The organism is Allorhizobium paknamense (assembly GCF_030815125.1).
GTDB classification, from domain to species: domain Bacteria; phylum Pseudomonadota; class Alphaproteobacteria; order Rhizobiales; family Rhizobiaceae; genus Allorhizobium; species Allorhizobium paknamense.
In genome coordinates this window covers 79,338-98,596 of record NZ_JAUSWH010000010.1, presented here as the reverse complement: position 1 = coordinate 98,596, position 19,259 = coordinate 79,338, and the positions used below count along the sequence as shown (strand labels likewise).

The 19,259-nt window shown below is 60.7% G+C and carries 15 protein-coding genes; 10 read left to right on the top strand and 5 right to left on the bottom strand.

Annotated elements, in window-relative coordinates; all coding sequences use genetic code 11:
• Window positions 1–165 precede the first annotated feature (165 nt).
• The 3 genes from QO005_RS15525 to QO005_RS15515 all read left to right on the top strand — a co-directional run bounded on the left by QO005_RS15525 (window position 166) and on the right by QO005_RS15515 (window position 2,986).
• Window positions 166–1,026 (top strand): ABC transporter permease, encoded by an 861-nt coding sequence (locus QO005_RS15525; protein ID WP_307158965.1) that lies wholly within the window; start codon window positions 166–168, stop codon window positions 1,024–1,026.
• Window positions 1,027–1,029: 3 nt separating this feature from the next.
• On the top strand, window positions 1,030–1,842 hold the full coding sequence (locus QO005_RS15520) for an ABC transporter permease (protein WP_307158964.1): 813 nt from the start codon (window positions 1,030–1,032) through the stop codon (window positions 1,840–1,842).
• Window positions 1,843–1,942: 100 nt separating this feature from the next.
• A complete protein-coding gene (locus QO005_RS15515) occupies window positions 1,943–2,986 on the top strand; it encodes an ABC transporter ATP-binding protein (protein WP_307158963.1) in 1,044 nt (347 codons plus the stop codon).
• An 18-nt stretch (window positions 2,987–3,004) separates the two neighbouring features.
• Here the strand turns inward: QO005_RS15515 and QO005_RS15510 are convergent, their stop codons facing one another.
• On the bottom strand, window positions 3,005–4,306 hold the full coding sequence (locus tag QO005_RS15510; protein ID WP_307158962.1) for an ROK family transcriptional regulator: 1,302 nt from the start codon (window positions 4,304–4,306) through the stop codon (window positions 3,005–3,007).
• Between the two features lie 18 nt (window positions 4,307–4,324).
• On the bottom strand, window positions 4,325–5,191 hold the full coding sequence (locus QO005_RS15505; RefSeq protein ID WP_307158961.1) for a sugar phosphate isomerase/epimerase family protein: 867 nt from the start codon (window positions 5,189–5,191) through the stop codon (window positions 4,325–4,327).
• Window positions 5,192–5,486: 295 nt separating this feature from the next.
• Here QO005_RS15505 and QO005_RS15500 point away from each other — a divergent pair, with 295 nt between their 5' ends.
• A complete protein-coding gene (locus QO005_RS15500) occupies window positions 5,487–6,557 on the top strand; it encodes a Gfo/Idh/MocA family protein (RefSeq protein ID WP_307158960.1) in 1,071 nt (356 codons plus the stop codon).
• 275 nt (window positions 6,558–6,832) lie between these two features.
• Here QO005_RS15500 and QO005_RS15495 read toward each other — a convergent pair whose 3' ends face one another.
• A complete protein-coding gene (locus QO005_RS15495; protein ID WP_307158959.1) occupies window positions 6,833–7,912 on the bottom strand; it encodes a D-TA family PLP-dependent enzyme in 1,080 nt (359 codons plus the stop codon).
• Window positions 7,913–8,072: 160 nt separating this feature from the next.
• Window positions 8,073–8,738, bottom strand: a complete 666-nt coding sequence (locus QO005_RS15490; protein WP_307158958.1) for a TetR/AcrR family transcriptional regulator — start codon at window positions 8,736–8,738, stop codon at window positions 8,073–8,075.
• A 283-nt stretch (window positions 8,739–9,021) separates the two neighbouring features.
• Here QO005_RS15490 and QO005_RS15485 point away from each other — a divergent pair, with 283 nt between their 5' ends.
• From QO005_RS15485 to QO005_RS15460, 6 genes are all read left to right on the top strand, one after another.
• Window positions 9,022–10,611, top strand: a complete 1,590-nt coding sequence (locus QO005_RS15485; protein WP_307158957.1) for an efflux transporter outer membrane subunit — start codon at window positions 9,022–9,024, stop codon at window positions 10,609–10,611.
• A gap of 8 nt (window positions 10,612–10,619) precedes the next feature.
• Entirely contained in the window at window positions 10,620–11,732 is a 1,113-nt protein-coding gene (locus QO005_RS15480) for an efflux RND transporter periplasmic adaptor subunit (RefSeq protein ID WP_442476354.1), read from the top strand.
• 9 nt (window positions 11,733–11,741) lie between these two features.
• The gene (locus tag QO005_RS15475) at window positions 11,742–14,837 is read left to right on the top strand and encodes an efflux RND transporter permease subunit (protein WP_307158955.1); all 3,096 of its coding nucleotides are present in this window, start codon (window positions 11,742–11,744) and stop codon (window positions 14,835–14,837) included.
• A gap of 283 nt (window positions 14,838–15,120) precedes the next feature.
• Complete coding sequence (locus QO005_RS15470) at window positions 15,121–15,960, top strand: VOC family protein (protein WP_307158954.1); 840 nt, start codon at window positions 15,121–15,123, stop codon at window positions 15,958–15,960.
• A 61-nt stretch (window positions 15,961–16,021) separates the two neighbouring features.
• Window positions 16,022–17,656, top strand: a complete 1,635-nt coding sequence (locus QO005_RS15465) for a bifunctional 3-(3-hydroxy-phenyl)propionate/3-hydroxycinnamic acid hydroxylase (RefSeq protein ID WP_307158953.1) — start codon at window positions 16,022–16,024, stop codon at window positions 17,654–17,656.
• 148 nt (window positions 17,657–17,804) lie between these two features.
• On the top strand, window positions 17,805–18,557 hold the full coding sequence (locus tag QO005_RS15460) for an IclR family transcriptional regulator (RefSeq protein ID WP_307158952.1): 753 nt from the start codon (window positions 17,805–17,807) through the stop codon (window positions 18,555–18,557).
• 8 nt (window positions 18,558–18,565) lie between these two features.
• On the opposite strand, the gene QO005_RS15455 is transcribed toward QO005_RS15460, so the two are convergent.
• Window positions 18,566–19,168, bottom strand: a complete 603-nt coding sequence (locus tag QO005_RS15455; protein ID WP_307158951.1) for a TetR/AcrR family transcriptional regulator — start codon at window positions 19,166–19,168, stop codon at window positions 18,566–18,568.
• Window positions 19,169–19,259: the final 91 nt, after the last annotated feature.

Sequence of the window (19,259 nt, the reverse complement as noted above, 5' to 3'; positions counted from 1 at the left end):
TTGATCCTCGAGATCACCGCAAATGGGTATCAAATGTCAAATTCATTCCACTAGAGCATTTCCGGTGAAAACGAGATCACCTGAAATGCTCTATCTATTTGTTTTTACGCAGTCCGGACGCAAAACCGCTAACGCACTTTTGCTGGACATGCTCTAGGAGCGGCCATGGCTGCCAGAAACCAGTCAGGACGGATCGATTTTCTGGCTTATGGCTTTATTGCCGTCCCGGTGATGGCGATCATCGTCTTTCTCTTCTATCCCGCCGCGATGGCGATTTTCGGGACGCTGTTTCACAAGCGTCCCGAAGGCAGCATCGGCTTCGATCTCTCCACCTATATTTTCTTCTTCACCGACCCTTATAGTCTCGCCAATCTGCTGCGCACGCTTTGGACAACGGCGGCGGCGCTGATCCTGATCGTCGCCGTCAACCTGCCGATTGCGCTCTATATGCGCTTCACGCGGGGCTGGCTGGCGGGCCTCATCCAGGGGCTGGCGCTGTTTCCGATGTTCGTTCCGGGCATCATCATCTGCTATGCGCTGATCCGCTATCTCGGGCCGAATGGCTGGCTGCAAAGCCTGCTCTCTGCCGTGGGTTTCACCCATTACGCTTCACCGATCACCACGCCCTGGGGGCCGGTGATCGGGCTGATCTGGGATGGCATGCCGATGACGCTTTTGATCCTGATCGCGGGTCTCGGCACCATTTCGGATGCCTCCATAGAGGCTGCGCGCGATGTCGGCGCGGGGCGGCTGCGCATCCTGCGCTCGATCATTCTGCCGCAGATCACCCATTCCATCCTGATCGTCTGTGCGCTGAATTTTCTCGGCTTTTTCGGTCAGGTGCTGATGCCCTTCATGCTGGGGCCGACCAATCCGGAAATGATGGGACCGTTCATGCTCCGCACCTTCGTCTCGGTTCGCGATCCCTTGCAGGCCGCAACCCAGGCCACCATCACCTTCCTGATCTGCTCGCTGGCGGGCCTTGCCTATGTGCGCTCGCTCGCCGCCCGAAAAGAGGAGCGCTGAACCATGGCAGGTGCGCTGAGACGGAATGGATTCGGACTGCTGATCCTGATCTTCCTGATCTTTTTCATCGTTCTTCCGGTGGCGACCGTCTTCCTCTGGGCCTTCGCGGAGCAATGGTTCTATCCTGCCGTGCTGCCCACCCGCTGGGGCTTCCGCTTCTGGGAGCAATTGCTGGCGCGGCCAGAGGTGTGGCAGGCCCTGCTCACCTCGGTGAAACTGTCGCTGACGGTCACCGCGCTTTCGGCGGCGATCTGCCTGCCTGCGGCCTATGCCTTCGCCCGCATGGAGTTTCCGGGCCGCTCCACCTTCATGATGTCCTTTCTCATGGCAAATGCCTTTCCCCGCTTTGCGCTGATCGTGGCGATTGCCGTGCTTTTCCTGCGGTTGGAACTGGTTGGCACCTTCGAGGGCGTGGTGATCATCCAGTTTCTCAACACGCTGCTGCTGATGATCTGGCTGCCCACCGCCGCCTTCCGTGCCATTCCGCGCGAAACGGAAGAAGCAGCCCGCGATGTGGGGGCCTCGCCGCTTCGGGTCTTCTGGCACATCACCCTGCCCCAGGCTTTCCCTAGCATTGCGGCTGCCCTGCTGATGACCTTTGTCTGGACCTTTTATGAAACGGAAGGTGCCTGGCTGGTAGGCGCGCCACGCATTCGCACCATGCCGCTCCTGATGATGTCGATGATCAATAACCAGCTCGTCGTGCAATATGGCGCGGTGCTCTCGGTCATGCTCTGGATGCCGTCCCTGGTCGCCATCCTGCTGGCCCGTCGGGTGATCGGCGGCGATGCTTTTGCCAAGGGGCTAGGCGGCTAGAGCGCTTTGTTTGTACGTGTTTCCGGACGGGAAACCGGGTTCCACTTTTCTCGGGACAACACTCTGAGTTTTCCTTCTTCCTTTCGAGGCTGTTTACTCCATGTCCACGCTTGACCTTATCGACATTCAGAAATCCTATGGCATCGTCACGGCTATCGAGCCGCTGTCGCTGTCGGTGGCCAATGGCGAACTGGTCTGCCTGCTCGGCCCTTCCGGCTCCGGCAAATCAACGCTGCTGCGGATGATAGGCGGCTTTGAAACGCCAACCGCCGGCAAGGTGCTGATCGATGGCGTCGATGTCGCCTTCGATCCGCCGGAGAAGCGCCCGACCGCCATGGTGTTTCAAAGCCACGCCCTGTGGCAGCACATGACGGTGTTCGAAAACATTGCCTTCGGGCTGAAGTTGCGGGGCTTCGGCAAGGCCGAAATCAAGCGCAAGGTCGAGGCGGGGCTTTCCCTTGTCGGCCTTCAGGATTACGGCCAGCGCCGCCCCAGCCAGTTGTCTGGCGGGCAGCGGCAGCGGGTGGCGATTGCCCGCTGCATCGTGCTGGAACCGAAAATCCTGCTGATGGACGAGCCCTTTGCCAGTCTCGACCAGCACCTGCGCGACCGGTTGCGGGAAGAGGTGCGCCAGATCCAGAAGACGCTGGGCATCACCACCATCTTCGTCACCCATGGACAGGATGAGGCGCTTTCGGTAGCGGACCGTATCGTGGTGATGAGCATGGGGCGCATCGAGCAGGTGGGCACGCCCGGCGATATCTATGCGTCACCGGCGACCCCTTTCGTGGCTGGCTTTATCGGTGACATGAACCTCATTCCGGTCACCGTCGCCCATGGCCGCATCACGATGGGCGGCATTGAACTCGCCGCCCCCGTGGCGGATGGCCCGGCCATGCTGGCCGTGCGGCCTGAAGACATCGCCTTTGCCGAAAGCGATGCATCAACGGGCGGCGCGACCGTGCTGCGCATTGTCAATTACGGCTCCTATTTCAAGGTGACCGTTGCGCTCGAAAGTATGGAATGGAAGGTGCAGGCGCCAAAATCCACGCGCATTCCGGAGGGTGCCGTACTGCCGCTCTCGATTGGCCGCTACCAGCTTTTCCGCGATGAACAGGTGGTGTTTCGCTCGGAGCCTGCATGACAGCGCCAAAAAACCTATTCAGACGGCCCCGCTCGCAATCTCGAAAGGCCGGATCTCCGCCAGATTCTGCCGGATATAGAGATGGCGGAAATTGTGGCTGGTATTGACGAAAATCGGCAGCATCGCCGCACCTGTTACGGCGGCATCCTCGCTCAGCCGGGCAGTGATCAGGCGCGCATGCACACGGTCGCGCCGGGCCGCTGGGGTCGGCCGCAGCGGATAGGCGCGATCCACCAGCCGCTCGATCAACGGCTGCGGCAGGGCGCCGCCCACGGCGATGAAGCCCGGATCATACATCACCTCGATGACAGCGACGACATCGCGCAAGAGCCGCGCCGCCGAGGCCAGCCAGTCCATCAGGCGATGGTCGCGCAGGGCCAGCAGATTCAGGACCTGCGCCGGATCGGGATTGAGACCGAGGCCGCAGGCAAGACCGAGCCCGCCAATGGAGATCAGCCCCCCCTGCGCTGCCGTTTCCTCAGCGGCTTCGGCCCATGTTTGCGAACCGCCGAGCCCGGCAAAGGGCAGAAGACCGATTTCACCGGCCATGCCGCCTGCCCCCTTGTAAGGGTACCCATCGATGATCAGGCCGGCGCCGGAGCCGTGGCCGATATAATAATAGACGAAAGTGGCGTCCTGGGTATCCGGCCTGTGGATGCGCTCGCCGATGGCCGCAGCCGTCGCATCATTCTCGACCAGAATGGCATGACCCGTCAGCCTTTGCAGCTCTTCCGCAAAGGGAAAATCCCGCCATGCCTGCCAGTGGCGCATGGAAAAATCGAAGGCGTCATCCGCCGAACCGAAGGTGGGCAGCACGAGGCCGATGCCCCAGACCCGCTCCCCCGGAAGCCCCTGCTCCTCGAGCAAATCCGCCAGTAAACTGGCGAGCGCCCGCACAGCCTCGGCGGGATCGGCAGTATCGAGGCGCGTCACGCGCCGCGCCCGCTCCTTGCGCGTCAGGTCCAGCACGAGAATGCTGCACAGGTTCTGGTCGAGATGCACGCCGACGGAAAATCCGGCTTCGGCATTGGCCTCCAGATAGATCTGCGGCTGGCCGCGCAGACCGGACGACCGCCCCGCCTCGACGATCAGCCCCTGCTCCAGCAATTCGCGGGTGATGGAGGAGATCGTCTGCGGCTTCAGCCCGATGACCGAGGCAATTTCCACGCGGCTGATGGGGCCGCGCTGAAAGATCGTCTCGAACACGAGGCGGCGGTTGTGAATGCGGGCGTGCTCTATGCGGCTCCCGGCGATACGGTCCTCGCCCTCGTCAGCCACTCCGGGATGTGTATTGCTGTCGGCCTTAATCACCCGCGCCATCTCAACCGCTTCCGCCGATCACAGCCCCAGCGCCTTCAAGGCGTTCCGATTGCGGACGGCGATCGGGAAAGGCTTGTCCGGCGGACAAGGATACATATCCTGCTCGTATACCACATAGCCCTGATAGTCACGCGCGTTGAGAAAATCCACAACCGCGCGAAAATCCACCATGCCCTTGTCCAGTTCGCACATGACGCCGGACTGGAAGCCGGTGATGAAGTCGATGTCTTCGCGCTTTATCTTCTCCAGCAGCACAGGATCGACATTCTTGAAATGGTAATAGGGAATGCGGTCGGCATAGCGCTTCATGAAGGAAACGGCATCCGCGCCGGTATAGGCATGATGGCCGAAATCGAAGCACAGGCCCACCAGATCCGCAGGCGTTTCCTCCAGAAGCCGCACCACTTCCGCCTCAGTTTCGACGCCGGAGCCTACATGCGGATGGAAGACGAAGGAAAGACCATACTCGCCCGAGACATAGCGCGCAGCCTCGATGACATTGGCAATCATGCCTTTCCAGGCGTCAGGGGTCAGAGCCCGCTCCTGTCCCGGCGGCGGCAGATCGCTGTCGTCCATCAGCACCACCCATTCTGCGCCCATGGCCTTGAGAAGCCCGCAGGTCTGCTCCAGCCGGGGGCGCAAGCTCTGCATGGCATCTTGGGGCGCCAGAAGATGGACAAGCGCTGAACCGCAGACCGAGAGACTGCGGGCGCAAAGCGCATCGGAAAGCCGGGCCGGATCGGTCGGCAGATAGCCCCAGGGGCCGGTTTCAGTGGCGGTAAAGCCCGCATCGCGCACCTCGTCCAGATAGCGCTCCCAGGGCGTCTGCCGCGGGTCTTCCGCATACCACACACCCCAGGCATCAGGCGCCGTTGCCAGTTTCATCGCTTGTCTCCGCTTATTTAATTCTCTAACGCAATCTTTAATCCATTCTCGAAAAGGTGAAAAGCTGGAAAAGGGCCAGCCCAAGAGCGTCGACCAGATTTCGCTGATTTTTCATCGAAATCTCTGATCATTTCGGTATTAGACCGGAAGCGGAAGATAAACCGTAACGGCTAGAAGCGCAGGCGCCGCTCAAAAACTCCTTGATAAAATCCTTTATATGTATTTATTTGCAGTCATTGCAGACAGTAACAGCCTTCACGCTTGTGAAGCGCCGTTCAGGAACAGGAATTCGATCATGATCAGGCTCGGCCTGCTGGGGCTCGGCGAGGTTGCCCAGCTCATTCATCTGCCCATTCTGCAACGGCTGGGCCACCTCTTCACACTGGCTGGCGCTTATGATCCTTCAGCCTCCGTCAGCCGCGCCATTGCCGCGCGCTGGGGGATAGAGACCCTCTACGAAACGCCCGAGGCCATGTTTGCGGCTGCCGATATCGATGCCGTGATGGTGCTGAGCCCCGACCAGTTTCATGGCGCCCACGCGCGTGCGGCCCTCATGGCCGGCAAGCATGTGCTGATCGAAAAGCCATGCTGCCTGACCCTCGACGACCTGCAAGCGCTGACCGCCGTCGCCGAAAGCAGCGGCAAGGTGGCGATGGTCGGCTATATGCGCCGCTTCGCACCGGCCTTCCTGGCGGCCAAGGCCCATCTGCCCGTAGCGGAAGACATTACCTATGTCCGGGTGCGGGACGTTATCTGCGAAGGCCCCTGGTATTTCCGTCAGACCGACAACGTCGTGACACCGCAAAACGATTTGCCTCAGGATCTGCTGGAGGAAGGCCGCACCCTTCGCGCATCAATGCTGGACAGCGTGCTGGGCGCCGATGCTTCACCGGAACTTCGCACCGCCTATACGGTGCTCACCGGCCTTTCCTCCCATTCTCTCTCCGCCATGCGGGACCTGCTCGGGGTCCCGAAGGCGGTGAGAGCCGCAAGCATCAAGCAGGGCGGAGCGCAGATCACGGTCATGTTCGATTACGGTCCCTTCACCGCCCTCTACGAATGCATGATTGGCGATGTGGTGCGCTTCGAAGCCGGTTTTGAAATCAACACCCGCTGGACGCGGCTCGCCTTCGATTACCCAACTCCCTATATCCGGAATCTGCCGATGACGCTGGACCTCCAGACCTCAAGCGAGGACGGCAACAGCCTGACGAGGCTTGGCCCCTTCCATCAGGATCCGTTCGATGTGGAACTGCGCGCTTTCCACGCAGCGGTCACCGAAGGCGGGGAAAATCGCACGCCGCCCGCCGACTCCGCCGACGACCTGAGGCTTTTCAAGGCTATTATCGACGCCGCGCGGGTGTAATACGAAGAGTCATGGAAAATGACTCTTCGTATTCCCTTTTCGAATATCTCAAGCCCTTGATGCATTTGAGATATTCGAAATTCTTTCAAGGCGAGGATGCGTTAGAGCGCTTTTCGATCTGATTGAATCAGATCGGCGCTCTAACCTTTTATTTTTGAAGCATAATTTTATCGATCCTCGTTTCACTCCGGTCGAATTATGCTCTAGCATCTTCGGCCTTGGTATAAACGTCAGAGCAAAGTGAGAACCGGCTTTCCGTCCGAACATGCTCGCAACTAAAGGATGCGGCCCCGCGCTACCACCGGCCAGCGCTCCGGCGCGGTCCGGCCATCGCCGATCACCAGGATCTCATCGACCATATTGCTCACCACGCAGGCATGGTTCGGCACGATGCGCACCGTGTCACCCACGCAAAGGCCGATTGGCCCGGTGCTCACCAGCCGCCCATGCTCTTCCGACAACTGGTCGATGGCGATATCGTCGCGTCCCAGGACGTGACCATAGCCGGTCAAGCCGAGAAGATCGGAGGTCAAGGTCTTCGATCCGGCATCGATCACCGCACGATCGGGCGCGGGAACGGAGACGACGGTGGCAAGCACGGTCAGGGCGCAATCGCCCCAGCTCGCCGCCCCACGAGAGACGAGCGAGCGGTCGTTATAGACATAGGTGCCGGGGCGATATTCCGTGGCAACCGGCGCTCTGGCCGCCTGCATCATCGAAGGCGTCCCTCCCGACGTGACGACCGGTACGGCAAGCCCTTTCGCCTCGATACCGGCTTTGGCAGCCGTCATGAAGGTCTCGACAGCGGCCTCCGCCCCGGCGGGCGGATAAGTCATCAGCCCGCCAAAGACGAGGCCCGGCTGTGCGGCAATGAACTCTGCAAGCGCAACGGCCTCTTCCGGTGACGCGACACCGCACCGGTTCGCCCCGGTATCGCATTCGACAAGAACGGCAAGAGGCTTTGCCGCTTCCTTGAAAGCGGCTGCCAGACCTTCGACCACGGCCCTGCTATCTGCCACCACCGACAGGCAAACCTTTTCCGAAAGGGCTTTGAGCCGCTTCAGCTTGGCTGCACCGAGAATATTATAGGTGATGAGCACATCGGTAATCGCCTCGCTCCCCGCCACCATCGCCTCGGCTTCCGAGACCTTCTGGCAGGTGATGCCGCAGGCACCCGCCTGAAGTTGCATTTCGGCAATGGCGGGCAGTTTGTGCGTCTTGATATGCGGCCGGACCCGAAGCCCGTGTCCGTCCGCATAGCTTTGAAAACGGTCAATATTCCGCTTGACGATATCCAGATCGACCAGGACTGCGGGTGTCTCGATCACGCTCGGGTCGGATAGGTCAGGGAGCATGACAGCCTCGTTCTTCAGGAATTCCGGATCCCCCGAAGCAGGTCGATCCGATTGGGATGTGCCGTTCATAACAAGGCTTAAGGATGCGGACCATATCCCCGCTTTGAGAATCAACTCTCGAAACGGCAAGATCTGAGAATGCGTCACGTCGTCAACGGGGTCATGCCGCCTTCTTGTGGCCATAGGCGGCCAGAAAAACCCGCACGCCGCCCTCGATCAGGGCGTCATACTGGCTCTGCTCCGGCGGCTTCATGGAAAGCGCCCAGTTCAGCGGCAAATCGCCCTGCACGAGGCTCAGGAATTGCTGGACGGCCAGTTCGATCTCCGCAATCTCCAGAAATCCTTCCGAACAGGCCTGTCGCAGAAAAGCACCGACCTCGGCGCGCTGACGTCTCGGGCCTGCCTTCATGAAGATCTCGGCCGTTTCTGGAAAGCGCGAGGCATTGGCCATGATGAGCCGGTGGAAGGCAAGGCCCTTGTCCGTCAGGAAAAAGCGGGTGAAATTTCGCGCGAGCTGCCGCAGCGAAGCCTCGATATCCGTGATGGGCTCGTTACGATCCCAAAGATCCGTCTGGCCGTCATTGTCGAACTCATTTTCCACCAAGGCTGACAGCAAGGCTTCCTTGCTCTCGAAATGCGCATAGACCGTGGCCTTGGATACGCCTGCCTGCTGGGCAATCATGTCCATGCTGCTGCGGTCATAGCCCTGCTCCAGAAAAATGGAACGGGCCGCCTCCAGGATGAGATCGGGCTTTCTGCTTTCACGAGGCCGCGCTTCACCGGCCTCTGCCCGCCCGTCGGCCTCCGTTTCCACATTCGCTTTCATTTTCGCCTCCCCGCACCTAAACTGAACAGTTCAGTTCTCTCTTGACATTTGTACAATAGGCTGCAATCTGCGTCAAACAAACTGAACGGTTCGGTTCAATCGGTAGTAGCCCATGACGGATAGTGTCGCGGTTCTTATCAAGCAGGCCCTGGAAAAGCATCGTGCACATTTCCGGAATGCCATGCTTCAATTCCCCTTAACAACCAGTCTCCGGGAAAGGTGCCGTGCGGTATTGCCGCCATCCGGCCCCTCCCCTCAAAAGTTGCAGTCTCTCGGCAGCACAATGAACGTCCGCCAGCCTTGTTCCGCTTTCGGCGGTCTGCGCCCGGGCGCCCATGCCCTCGGTCTTTTGACCGTGCTTCTTGGCGGCTGCACCGCCGGGCCTGATTTCAACCCGCCGGATGCCCCGAAGGTGGAAGGCTATACCAAGGAAAAACTTGGCCAGACGGCCGCCGCCCAGGGCATTACCGGGGGGCAATCGCAGCGGTTTGCAGTGGGAAGCGATGTCAATCCGGCCTGGTGGACATTGTTCAACTCCAAGCAGATCAATGCCTTCGTGGAAGAGGCGGTGCGCAACCATCCGGATGTGGCATCGGCACAATATGCGCTGCGCGCCGCGCGGGAAACGGCGCTGGCCGAACAGGGCGGCCTCTTTCCGCAGGTCAGCGCCAGCGGCACCTCCACCCGCGAACGGTCCTCCGCCAGTGGCGGTACGCCCGCCTCCATCTACACGCTGCACAATGCCTCGGTGGATGTGTCCTACAGTCTCGACCTGTTCGGCGGCACCCGGCGGCAGATCGAGGCGAAATGGGCGGCGGCGGATTACCAGCGCTTCCAGCTGGAAGCGACCTATCTGTCGCTGACGGCCAATGTCGTGACCGCCGCCCTGACCGATGCCTCGCTTCAGGCCCAGATCGCGGCGACGGAAGACATCGTCCGTCTGCAGCAGGATCAACTGACCCGCATCCAGCGGCAGTTCGCGCTCGGCGCGGTGCCTGCCTCGGACGTGCTCTCGCAGCAATCGACGCTGGCGCAGACGCAAGCTACCCTGCCCTCGCTCCAGAAGCAGCGCGCCCAGCAGCGCAATGCGCTGATGGCCTATCTCGGCCGTCTGCCGAACCAGGACAGGGGCGAAAGCGTCAACCTCGCCAGCCTCAGCCTGCCCCGCACCCTGCCGGTCAGCCTTCCCTCCAGCCTGGTGCGCCAGCGGCCGGATATCCGCGCCGCCGAAGCCACCCTGCACGAGGCAACCGCCAGTGTCGGCGTCGCCATCGCCAACATGCTGCCGCAGGTCAGCCTCAGCGCCAGCTATGGCAGCAATGCCGGTTCGCCCGGCAAGCTGTTCTCAGCCGAGACCATTGCCTGGACGGTGGCGGCCTCCGTCAGCCAGAAGCTCGTCGATGGTGGTACCCTCTACCATACGAAGGAAGCCAGTGTGGCGACCTTCGAGCAGGATCTGGCCACCTACAAGAGCACGGTCATCTCCGCCTTCCAGAACGTGGCCGACAGTCTGCGCGCCATCCAGTACGACGCCAAGGCGCTGCAGGCGGACATGACGGCTGAAAAGGCCTCGCATGACAGCCTGATCATGGCGCAGGAACAGTACAAGACCGGAGCGGTGGATTACCCCACCGTCTCCACGGCCCAGCAGACCTATCAGAATGCCGTCATTACCCGCGTCAAGGCGCAGGCCACCCGCTACACGGACACGGTGGCGCTCTACCAGTCGCTCGGCGGCGGCTGGTGGAACCGGGACGACCAGACGGAACAAGCCTATCCGCGGATCAAGCCGGGGCATTTCGCAGGACCTGCCCAGTCTGCCGCACTTTCATCCTCCACACTCTCTCAGAACAAGAAGGTCCAAACGCAATGATCAAGCGAATGGTGATCATGTTGCTCGCCACCGGCGCTGTCTTTGGCGGGCTCTACTGGTTCCAGAACTTCAAGGCCGGCATCATCCAGAAGGTGATGGCAAGCATGAGCAATCCTGCCCAGACCGTGTCCACGGCCGTGGCCGCCCAGACCGACTGGCAGGACAAGCTGGAAGCCGTCGGCTCCTTTACCGCCGTCAATGGCGCGGATCTGGCACTGGAAGTTTCAGGGATCGTCCAGAAGATCAGCTTCAACTCCGGCGATACCGTCACCACCGGCCAGACGCTGCTGGAACTCGACGCCCAGGAAGATATCGCCAAGCTCGCCTCGTTGCAGGCCACGCTCGACAATTATCACATCACCCTGGAGCGCGATAAGGCACAGGCCGCCATCAAGGCCGTCAGCCAGGCAACGGTCGATACCGACATTGCCAATGTCAAGAACGCCCAGGCGCTGGTGGACCAGCAGAAAGCCGTGGTCGGCCAGAAGACGCTGAAAGCCCCCTTCGACGGCAGGCTCGGCATTCGCTCCGCCAATCTCGGCGAATATCTGACGGCGGGCACCTCGGTGGTGACCTTGCAGGCGCTCGATCCGCTCTATGTCGATTTCTACCTGCCGCAGCAGGCGCTGAGCCGCCTGAAGGTTGGCCAGGACATCACCGCCACCGTCGATGTCTATCCCGGCAGAACCTTTACCGGCCAGATCTCCGCCATCAATCCGAAGGTGGATTCGACCTCCCGCAACGTGCAGGTTCGAGCCACTGTCAAGAATGCCGACGAAGCGCTGCTGCCGGGCATGTTTGCCCGCGTCAACATCTCCGTCGGCACGGTCCAGCAGCTCGTGACGCTGCCGCAGACCGCGATCATCTACAATCCCTATGGTGACAGCGTCTTTGTGGTGGATGGAAAGGCTCAGGGCGATCCGCAGCATGATGCGGTGCGTCAGGTCTTCGTGAAAACCGGCGGCGTGCGCGGCGACAATGTCGCCATCACTAGCGGTGTCAAAGCCGGCGATCAGGTGGTGATTGCAGGCGCACTCAAGCTGCGCAACGGCTCGCCGGTTATCGTCGACAACAGCAAGGTGCCGCCCGCCGAAGACGCACCCGCGGTTACGGATCAATAGGATCTCGCCATGAAAAGCTTCACCGATATCTTCGTGCGCCGGCCCGTGCTGGCGCTGGTGGTCAGCGCCCTCATTCTCGTGCTCGGCCTGAAATCGATGACGACGCTGCCGATCCTGCAATATCCGCGGACGCAGAATGCCATCGTTACCGTCACCACCACCTATGCCGGGGCCGATTCCGACATCATTGCCGGTTTCATCACCACGCCGCTGGAAAACGCCATCGCCCAGGCGAACGGCATCGACTACATGACCTCGACCAGCAAGACGGGCACGAGCACGATTACCGTCAACCTTCGCCTGAACTATGATTCCGGCAAGGCGCTGACGGAAATCAACACCAAGGTCAATTCCGTCATCAACCAGTTGCCCTCCAGTGCGGAGCAGCCGGTGCTGACGCTGAAGGTGGGCCAGACCATCGACTCGATGTATCTCGGCTTCAAGAGCGACGTCCTCGCCCCCAATCAGGTGACCGATTACCTGACCCGCGTCGTTCAGCCGAAATTGCAGGCGGTCCAGGGTGTGCAGACGGCGGAACTGCTGGGTGCGAAGAAATTCGCGCTGCGGGCCTGGCTCGACCCGATCAAGCTGGCGGCCTATGGGCTCAGCGCCTCGGACGTCAAGACGGCGCTCACCACCAACGACTACATCTCGGGGCTTGGCACCACCAAGGGCCAGCTCGTGCAGGTCAACCTGTCTTCCTCGACCAATCTTCATTCGCTGGACGAATACCGCAACCTCGTCGTCAAGCAGACCAACAGCGCCATCATCCGGCTCAAGGATGTGGCCAATGTCACCCTTGGCAGCGACGACTATGATTCCGCAACGAGCTTCAACGGCCAGTCTGCCGTCTATATCGGTATCCAGGTTGCGCCGAGCGCCAATCTTCTCGACGTGATCAACGGCGTCAAGGCCGTGCTGCCGGAGATCAAGGCCCAGCTTCCGGCCGGTCTGACGGGCGAGGTGATCTACGACTCCACCGACTTCGTCAACAGTTCCATCGATGAGGTGATCCATACGCTTTTTGAGGCAGGTATCATCGTCACCGTGGTGGTTTTTGCCTTTCTCGGCTCCTGGCGCTCGGTGCTCATCCCGATCGTCGCCATTCCGCTGTCGTTGATCGGCACCTTCGCTCTGATGCTCTTCATGGGCTTTTCCATCAACCTCCTCACCCTTCTGGCGCTGGTTCTGGCCATCGGCCTTGTGGTGGATGACGCCATTATCGTCGTGGAAGGCGTCAACCGCCATATGGAAGAGGGCATGAAGCCGCTGGATGCAGCCCTTCAGGCCGCCCGCGATCTGGCAAGCCCGATTGTCGCCATGACGGTGGTGCTGATCGCCGTCTATGTGCCCGTCGGTTTCCAGGGCGGCCTGACCGGCGCCCTCTTTACCGAATTCGCCTTCACCCTGGCCGGTGCGGTGACGGTGTCCGCCATCATTGCGCTGACGCTGTCACCGATGAACTGCGCCTATCTGCTGAAGCCCATCGCCAAGGATGGCAAGTCGCTGGAGGCGCGGCTGGTGCATGGCATCGACCGCTTCATGGAGCGGCTGAGCCGCGGCTATCGCCGCGCGCTGGAAGGCACGCTGAACACCATGTCCGTCGTCGTGGTCTTCGCCGTGATCGTGCTGGGCAGTATCTACTGGCTCTACAGCGTCTCCACCAGCGAATTGGCGCCGGAGGAGGACCAGGGCATTATCCTGGCCCAGACCACCGCCTCGCCGACCTCGACGCTCAAACAGCGGCAGTTCTATGCCAACCAGGCCTATAATATCTATGCCAGCCATCCGGAGACGAACATCGTCTTCCAGATCGACGCCCCCGGTCAGGCCATTGCCGGTTGGGTGCTGAAACCCTGGGACCAGCGCGACAAGACGACCAAGACCCTGCAACCGGTGATCCAGCAGCAGCTGAACAGCATTGCCGGCGTCAAGACGGTTGCCTTCCAGACCTCGCCGCTGCCGGGCAGTAACGGTCTGCCGATCCAGTTCGTGCTGACCACCACCAATGACTTCGGCCAGCTCAACGATGTCTCCAAGGACTTCATGGCCAAGGCTCTAAAGACGGGCAAATTCATCTTCCTCGACAATGACCTGAAGATGGACCAGCCACAGGCGCGGATCGTGTTCGACCGTGAGAAGGCAGCCCAGATGGGCCTGAGCATGTCGGATGTCGGCAGCGCACTGGCCACCATGCTGGGCGGCAACTACACCGGCTATTTCAGCCTCGATGGCCGCTCCTACAAGGTCATTCCGCAGGTCCAGCAGATGTCGCGCCTCAATGCCCAGGATGTGCTGAACTATTATATCAAGACCAGCGACGGCACGAGCATTCCGATCTCGACCATCGCCCATATCGAGACCGCCGTCGGGCCGCAGTCCTATAACCACTTCCAGCAGGTCAACGCCGCCACCATTTCCGGCGTCGCCATGCCGGGCGTGGCCATGGGCGATGCTGTTGCAACCCTGAAGCAACTGGCGGCAGACACGCTGCCGCCGGGTTACTCGGTCGACTACGGCGGCCAATCGCGGCAGCTGGAGCAGGAATCCGGCGGCTTCGTACAGACCTTCGCCTTCGCGCTGATCATCATCTTCCTGGCGCTGTCGGCCCTGTTCAACAGCTTCCGCGATCCGATCGTGATCCTGGTTTCGGTTCCCATGTCGCTCGCTGGCGCGCTGATCTTTATCAGCCTCGGCCTCGGCGGCGCCAGCATCAACATCTACACCCAGGTGGGTCTGGTGACGCTGATGGGCCTTGTGAGCAAGCACGGCATCCTGATGGTGGAAGTGGCAAACGAACACCGCAATGCCGGCAAGACCAAGCGGCAGGCCATTGTCGAAGCCGCCGAAATCCGCCTGCGGCCCATTCTGATGACCACCGCCGCCATGGTGCTCGGCGTCATTCCGCTGATCACCGCCAGCGGCGCGGGTGCGGCCTCCCGCTTCAACATGGGTCTGGTGATTGCCTCCGGGCTCTCCATCGGTACGCTGTTCACCCTCTTCGTGGTGCCGGTGGCCTATGTGCTGATCGCCAAGGCAGGATCCGCCGAGCAGGCGCATACATCAGAACCCTCGCCGGACGCCAACGCCCATCCGGCCCATTAGAGCATTGTCCCGAGAAAAGTGGGAACCGGTTTTCCGTCCGGAAATGCGTAAAAACAAAAAGTTAGAGCGTTTCAATGTTTCCATGAAACAATGAAACGCTCTAAAAGTGGTTCCGAACACAAAACCGCAACGCACTTTCCTGTAAATGCCAAAAGCAATGTAGGCGCCGATCTGAACCCACCAGATCGGCGCTTCTTTCATTTTTTCTATCGCCAGCGATTTTTCATTTGTAAAATTATCAAATTTTGATAATTAATGGCCATAACCACCAAGGGAGGATTTTATGGCCTTTACTGCCGTTAACGCTGGCGCCTATCTTCATCACGTTGCCTTCGAAAGCTCCGATCCCGAGCGTCTGGCTCGGTTTTATGCCGATGCCATGGATATGGAAGTGTCGCAGGTCGGCGCGGAATGGCGCTGCGAAGGGCCGAAGCGCCGCTTCATCGCCGTTTCCGGCGCGGACAAGAAACTTGCCTATTCCGGTCTTGCCTGCCGCAATGCCGAGGGGCTGGCATTGTTGCGGGCACGCGTGGAGGCAGAGGGTATTCCGGTGCTGGCCAGCCCCTCGCCCTATTTCGAGGAAGGGGCCTTTGCTGTTCGCGACCCTGATGGCCGTCTCGTCTGCTTCGGCGTTGCCAAACCCGACAGGCCCGGCCTGAAAGGCATCCAGGGCCCGACGCAGCATCTCACCTATGCCTCGGAAGATCTCGAAGCCTTCGTCGCCTTCTATGTCGGCAAGCTCGGCTTTCAGCTGACCGACCGGGTGCTGCACGAAGACGGACGCATGGCCACCGCCTTCACCACCTCCAATCACGAACATCACACCATTGCCTGCTTCTATACGCCGGGCCGTGTGGGCGTGGACCATCACTCCTACGAGGCAGGCGAATGGATCTACATTCGTGACTGGTGCGACCACCTTGCCGCCCGCGATATCCAGCTGTCCTGGGGGCCCGGTCGCCACGGTCCGGGCAACAACCTCTTCATCTTCATCACCGACCCGGATGGCAACTGGATCGAGATTTCCGCCGAACTGGAAGTGATCTACGACCGCGACACCGTGGACTGGCCCCAGCATCCCCGCACGCTGAACAAGTGGGGCGAGGCGATCCTGCGCTCCTGAAACCGGTCATATTATGCTGACCGGCGAAAGTGACTTGCAAAATTGCGGAGAGGAGACGCCAATGACTGCCGCCGAGCCTGTTCTGACGGTCGATATCGCCATTGTCGGCGCCGGACCAACCGGGTTGACCCTTGCCAATCTTCTGGGCGGCATGGGGCTGACCGTGGCGCTTATCGAGCGAAACCTGACGACGGTTCAGGAGCCGCGCGCCGTCTCCATCGATGACGAATCCATGCGCACCATGCAGGCCATGGGCCTGGACGGTGCGGTTGAAGCCATCGTGGCGCGCGGCTACGGCTCGCGCTATCTGTCGCCAGGCGGACGCCTTTTCCTGACGGTAGAGCCGACCTCGCGCGACTATGGCTTCGACAAGCGGAATGCCTTCCAGCAGCCGGAACTGGAAGCCCTTCTGCGCGACGGTCTCTCCCGATTTGCCAATGTCACCCAGCTTTTCGGCTGGGAAATGCAAGCCTTCCACCAGACCGAGCGATCCGTCCAGGTGGAGATCGCAAGGGGGCCGGGCTCCCAGAAGAAAATCCAGGCCCGCTATATGGTGGCCTGCGATGGCGGGCGTTCGCCCACGCGCAGCAAACTCGGTATTTCGCTGGTCGGCTCCACCTTTACCGAGCGATGGCTGATCATCGACCTTGTCAGAACGGAAAACCGCTTCCGGCACACCGAAGTGCATTGCGATCCGGCGCGTCCCTGCATTTCCCTGCCCGGGCCTGACAATATTCGCCGCTATGAATTCATGCTGCATGCCGGTGAGGACGAGCGTGCCGTGACCGACGAAGCCTTTGTGCGCGATATGCTCGCTCGGGTCGGGCCCGACCGGGATTGCGAATTCCGGCGCGTGCGCGTTTACACCTTTCATGCCCGGCTGGCCGAGCGCTGGCGTGAGGGGCGCATCTTCCTCGCCGGAGATGCGGCGCATCTGACACCGCCCTTTGCCGGCCAGGGCATGAACAGCGGCCTGCGGGATGCACACAATCTCGCCTGGAAACTGGCGGAAGCCGTGGGGGCTCAAGATCTGCCGGCAGAGCTTCTCGACAGCTACGAAATTGAACGCCGTCCCCATGCCTGGGACATGATCGAACTTGCCTTGCGCATGGGGCAGGTAATGATGCCGACCAATGGCCGCAAAGCCTTCCTCACCCGCATGGCCTTTCGCGCACTGGGCCTTTACCCGCCTGCACGCGATTACTTCGCCCAGATGCGCTACAAGCCGAAGCCACGCTTCCGCGCGGGCCTGCTCTGGCCCGACGGCCGTCCTGAAAAAACCACCATGGTCGGGCGGCTGGTGCCCCAGCCTGAGGTAGAAGATGTCACGCGCCGCCGCATGCTGCTGGATCGGGTTCTGCCGGACAGGCCGGTCGTGCTTGTCTTCGCCCCCTATCCGGACCGCCTTCTCGGGAAGGACGCCGTCGCAGCGCTGCAAGCCGCAGGTGCTCATGTGGCAGGCATTACCCCGGAATGGATGAACCCGGTGGAAAATGGCTTTCCAGTGTACCGGGAGTGCAGCCGCCTTTTCAGCAGGCGGGACATGCAGGCCTATCTGGGACATGCCCTGCTTTTGAGGCGCGACCGTTATATCGCCGCCGCCGTTCCGGTTGCGGATGCCGCCAGCCTTGCCGACAAGGTGAGGTCTCTCGCCCCCGCGCCGGTCCGGATTCAACCGCTTGCCAATGCCTCCTGATGGCTTTGGAGCATTCCAGCTCGCAACAGCGGACTCGACGACAGCACCTCACACCCATGACTTTGAGAAATGAGGGGATAGAAGCGGCCCGATTTTTCGTTTAATGCCAACCTGCAAGACTTTTTGCAGAAAAAGGCAGAGCATCGTCATGGCGGGACTGGATCGGTTTGTCGAAATCCTGAGGCTTTTCGACTCAGAAAAGCCGGACTGGACCATTCAGGACATGGCCGTCGCCGTCGATGTTCCGGCCAGCACTGTCTATCGCACCGTGCGGGAACTGGTGAGCCAGGGCTTTCTCGATCCCTCCATCGAGGCCCATTACCGCCTGGGAGCCGCATTCATTGAGTTCGACCGGAGATTGCGCCTCTGCGATCCGCTGATCCGTGAGGGAGAGCCGATGCTTCTGGATGTGCTGGCTGCGGCACAGGTGCCGTGTGTGGCCGTCATCGCCCGGCTCTATCGCGAAGAGGTGATCTGCGTGGTGGATCACCGCACGCCCAATAACACCATCGACACCAGCTATGAACGCGGAAGGCCCATGCCGCTGCTGAAGGGTGCAACCTCCAAGGCCATTCTGGCGCAACTGCCGCGCGCCCGGCTTGGCAAGATCCTCAAGGCTGCGGGACAGGACGGCGATCTGCAACAGGACATGGTTTCGAAACTGACCGCTATTCGTCGCCAGGGTTATGCCATCACACGCGGCGAGGTGGATAAGGGTCTCGTCGGCATTTCCGTTGCCGTGTCCTGCCCCGAGGCCGCCATCCACGCCAGCATGAGCCTGATCATCCGTTCCGATGACAGCAATGACGGCGTGGAACGGCGGCTGCTGATGACCCTGATGCCCGCCGCCGACCTGCTGTCGCGTGCTCTCAGCGGCAAGGATCGTGCCGCAGCGGGCTGATCGGGAGATCATGCAGCATAGATCTTCAGAAATATCCGGCAAGCATGATCGACATTGCGTGCGATTTCCGCCTCGCCCGTTGCGGTGCGGAAGCCCCAGAGGCTTTCCTCGAAGAGCCGGTATTCGCAGAGGCTCTTGAATTGCCAGGCCGCATCCATCGGATCCTCCAGCGCAAGTTCCCCCGCATCCGCCGAGGTTTGCAGGGCCTTGGCCAAGGTACCGATCACCGTGCGGGGACCGTTTTCGTAGAAGATGCCGCCCAGTTCCGGAAATCGGCCCGCCTCCCCGATGACCAGCCGGTTCACGGCCTGGATTTCGGCCGATAGCAGAAAACGCAGATAGTGCTGGCCCAGGATTTTCAGCTTTTGCTCAAGGCTCGCCGGGCCTTCCGGCAGAGCAATGAACTCCTCCCACCGCTGTTCTCCCGCCTTGATGACAAAGGCGGCAAACAGGTCCTCCTTCGAGGCGAAATAGCCATAAAGCGTGCCCTTCGAGCCACCCACCGCCGCTGCGATGGTGGCCATGGAAACGGCACCGTAACCGTGCTCCAGAAAGAGGGCACCGGCTATCGCAATGATTTCATTTCTTTTCTTGTCTGTCTTGACTCGCATGACCTCCTTATAACCGTAATGATCCGTATTGTTAAGTTGACAAAGATCATTCTCTATAATAGTACTTATCTGTACGGTTATGAGGAGGTTC

Bases quoted from the DNA above. Each gene is read 5' to 3' on its own strand.
- QO005_RS15510 (WP_307158962.1), bottom strand. From the start codon at position 4,306: ATGGCGCGGGTGATTAAGGCCGACAGCAATACACATCCCGGAGTGGCT.
- QO005_RS15470 (WP_307158954.1), top strand. From the start codon at position 15,121: ATGGCCTTTACTGCCGTTAACGCTGGCGCCTATCTTCATCACGTTGCC.
- QO005_RS15475 (WP_307158955.1), top strand. From the start codon at position 11,742: ATGAAAAGCTTCACCGATATCTTCGTGCGCCGGCCCGTGCTGGCGCTG.
- QO005_RS15500 (WP_307158960.1), top strand. From the start codon at position 5,487: ATGATCAGGCTCGGCCTGCTGGGGCTCGGCGAGGTTGCCCAGCTCATT.
- QO005_RS15490 (WP_307158958.1), bottom strand. From the start codon at position 8,738: ATGAAAGCGAATGTGGAAACGGAGGCCGACGGGCGGGCAGAGGCCGGT.
- QO005_RS15525 (WP_307158965.1), top strand. From the start codon at position 166: ATGGCTGCCAGAAACCAGTCAGGACGGATCGATTTTCTGGCTTATGGC.
- QO005_RS15455 (WP_307158951.1), bottom strand. From the start codon at position 19,168: ATGCGAGTCAAGACAGACAAGAAAAGAAATGAAATCATTGCGATAGCC.
- QO005_RS15495 (WP_307158959.1), bottom strand. From the start codon at position 7,912: ATGCTCCCTGACCTATCCGACCCGAGCGTGATCGAGACACCCGCAGTC.
- QO005_RS15505 (WP_307158961.1), bottom strand. From the start codon at position 5,191: ATGAAACTGGCAACGGCGCCTGATGCCTGGGGTGTGTGGTATGCGGAA.
- QO005_RS15465 (WP_307158953.1), top strand. From the start codon at position 16,022: ATGACTGCCGCCGAGCCTGTTCTGACGGTCGATATCGCCATTGTCGGC.
- QO005_RS15460 (WP_307158952.1), top strand. From the start codon at position 17,805: ATGGCGGGACTGGATCGGTTTGTCGAAATCCTGAGGCTTTTCGACTCA.
- QO005_RS15520 (WP_307158964.1), top strand. From the start codon at position 1,030: ATGGCAGGTGCGCTGAGACGGAATGGATTCGGACTGCTGATCCTGATC.
- QO005_RS15485 (WP_307158957.1), top strand. From the start codon at position 9,022: ATGAACGTCCGCCAGCCTTGTTCCGCTTTCGGCGGTCTGCGCCCGGGC.
- QO005_RS15480 (WP_442476354.1), top strand. From the start codon at position 10,620: ATGGTGATCATGTTGCTCGCCACCGGCGCTGTCTTTGGCGGGCTCTAC.
- QO005_RS15515 (WP_307158963.1), top strand. From the start codon at position 1,943: ATGTCCACGCTTGACCTTATCGACATTCAGAAATCCTATGGCATCGTC.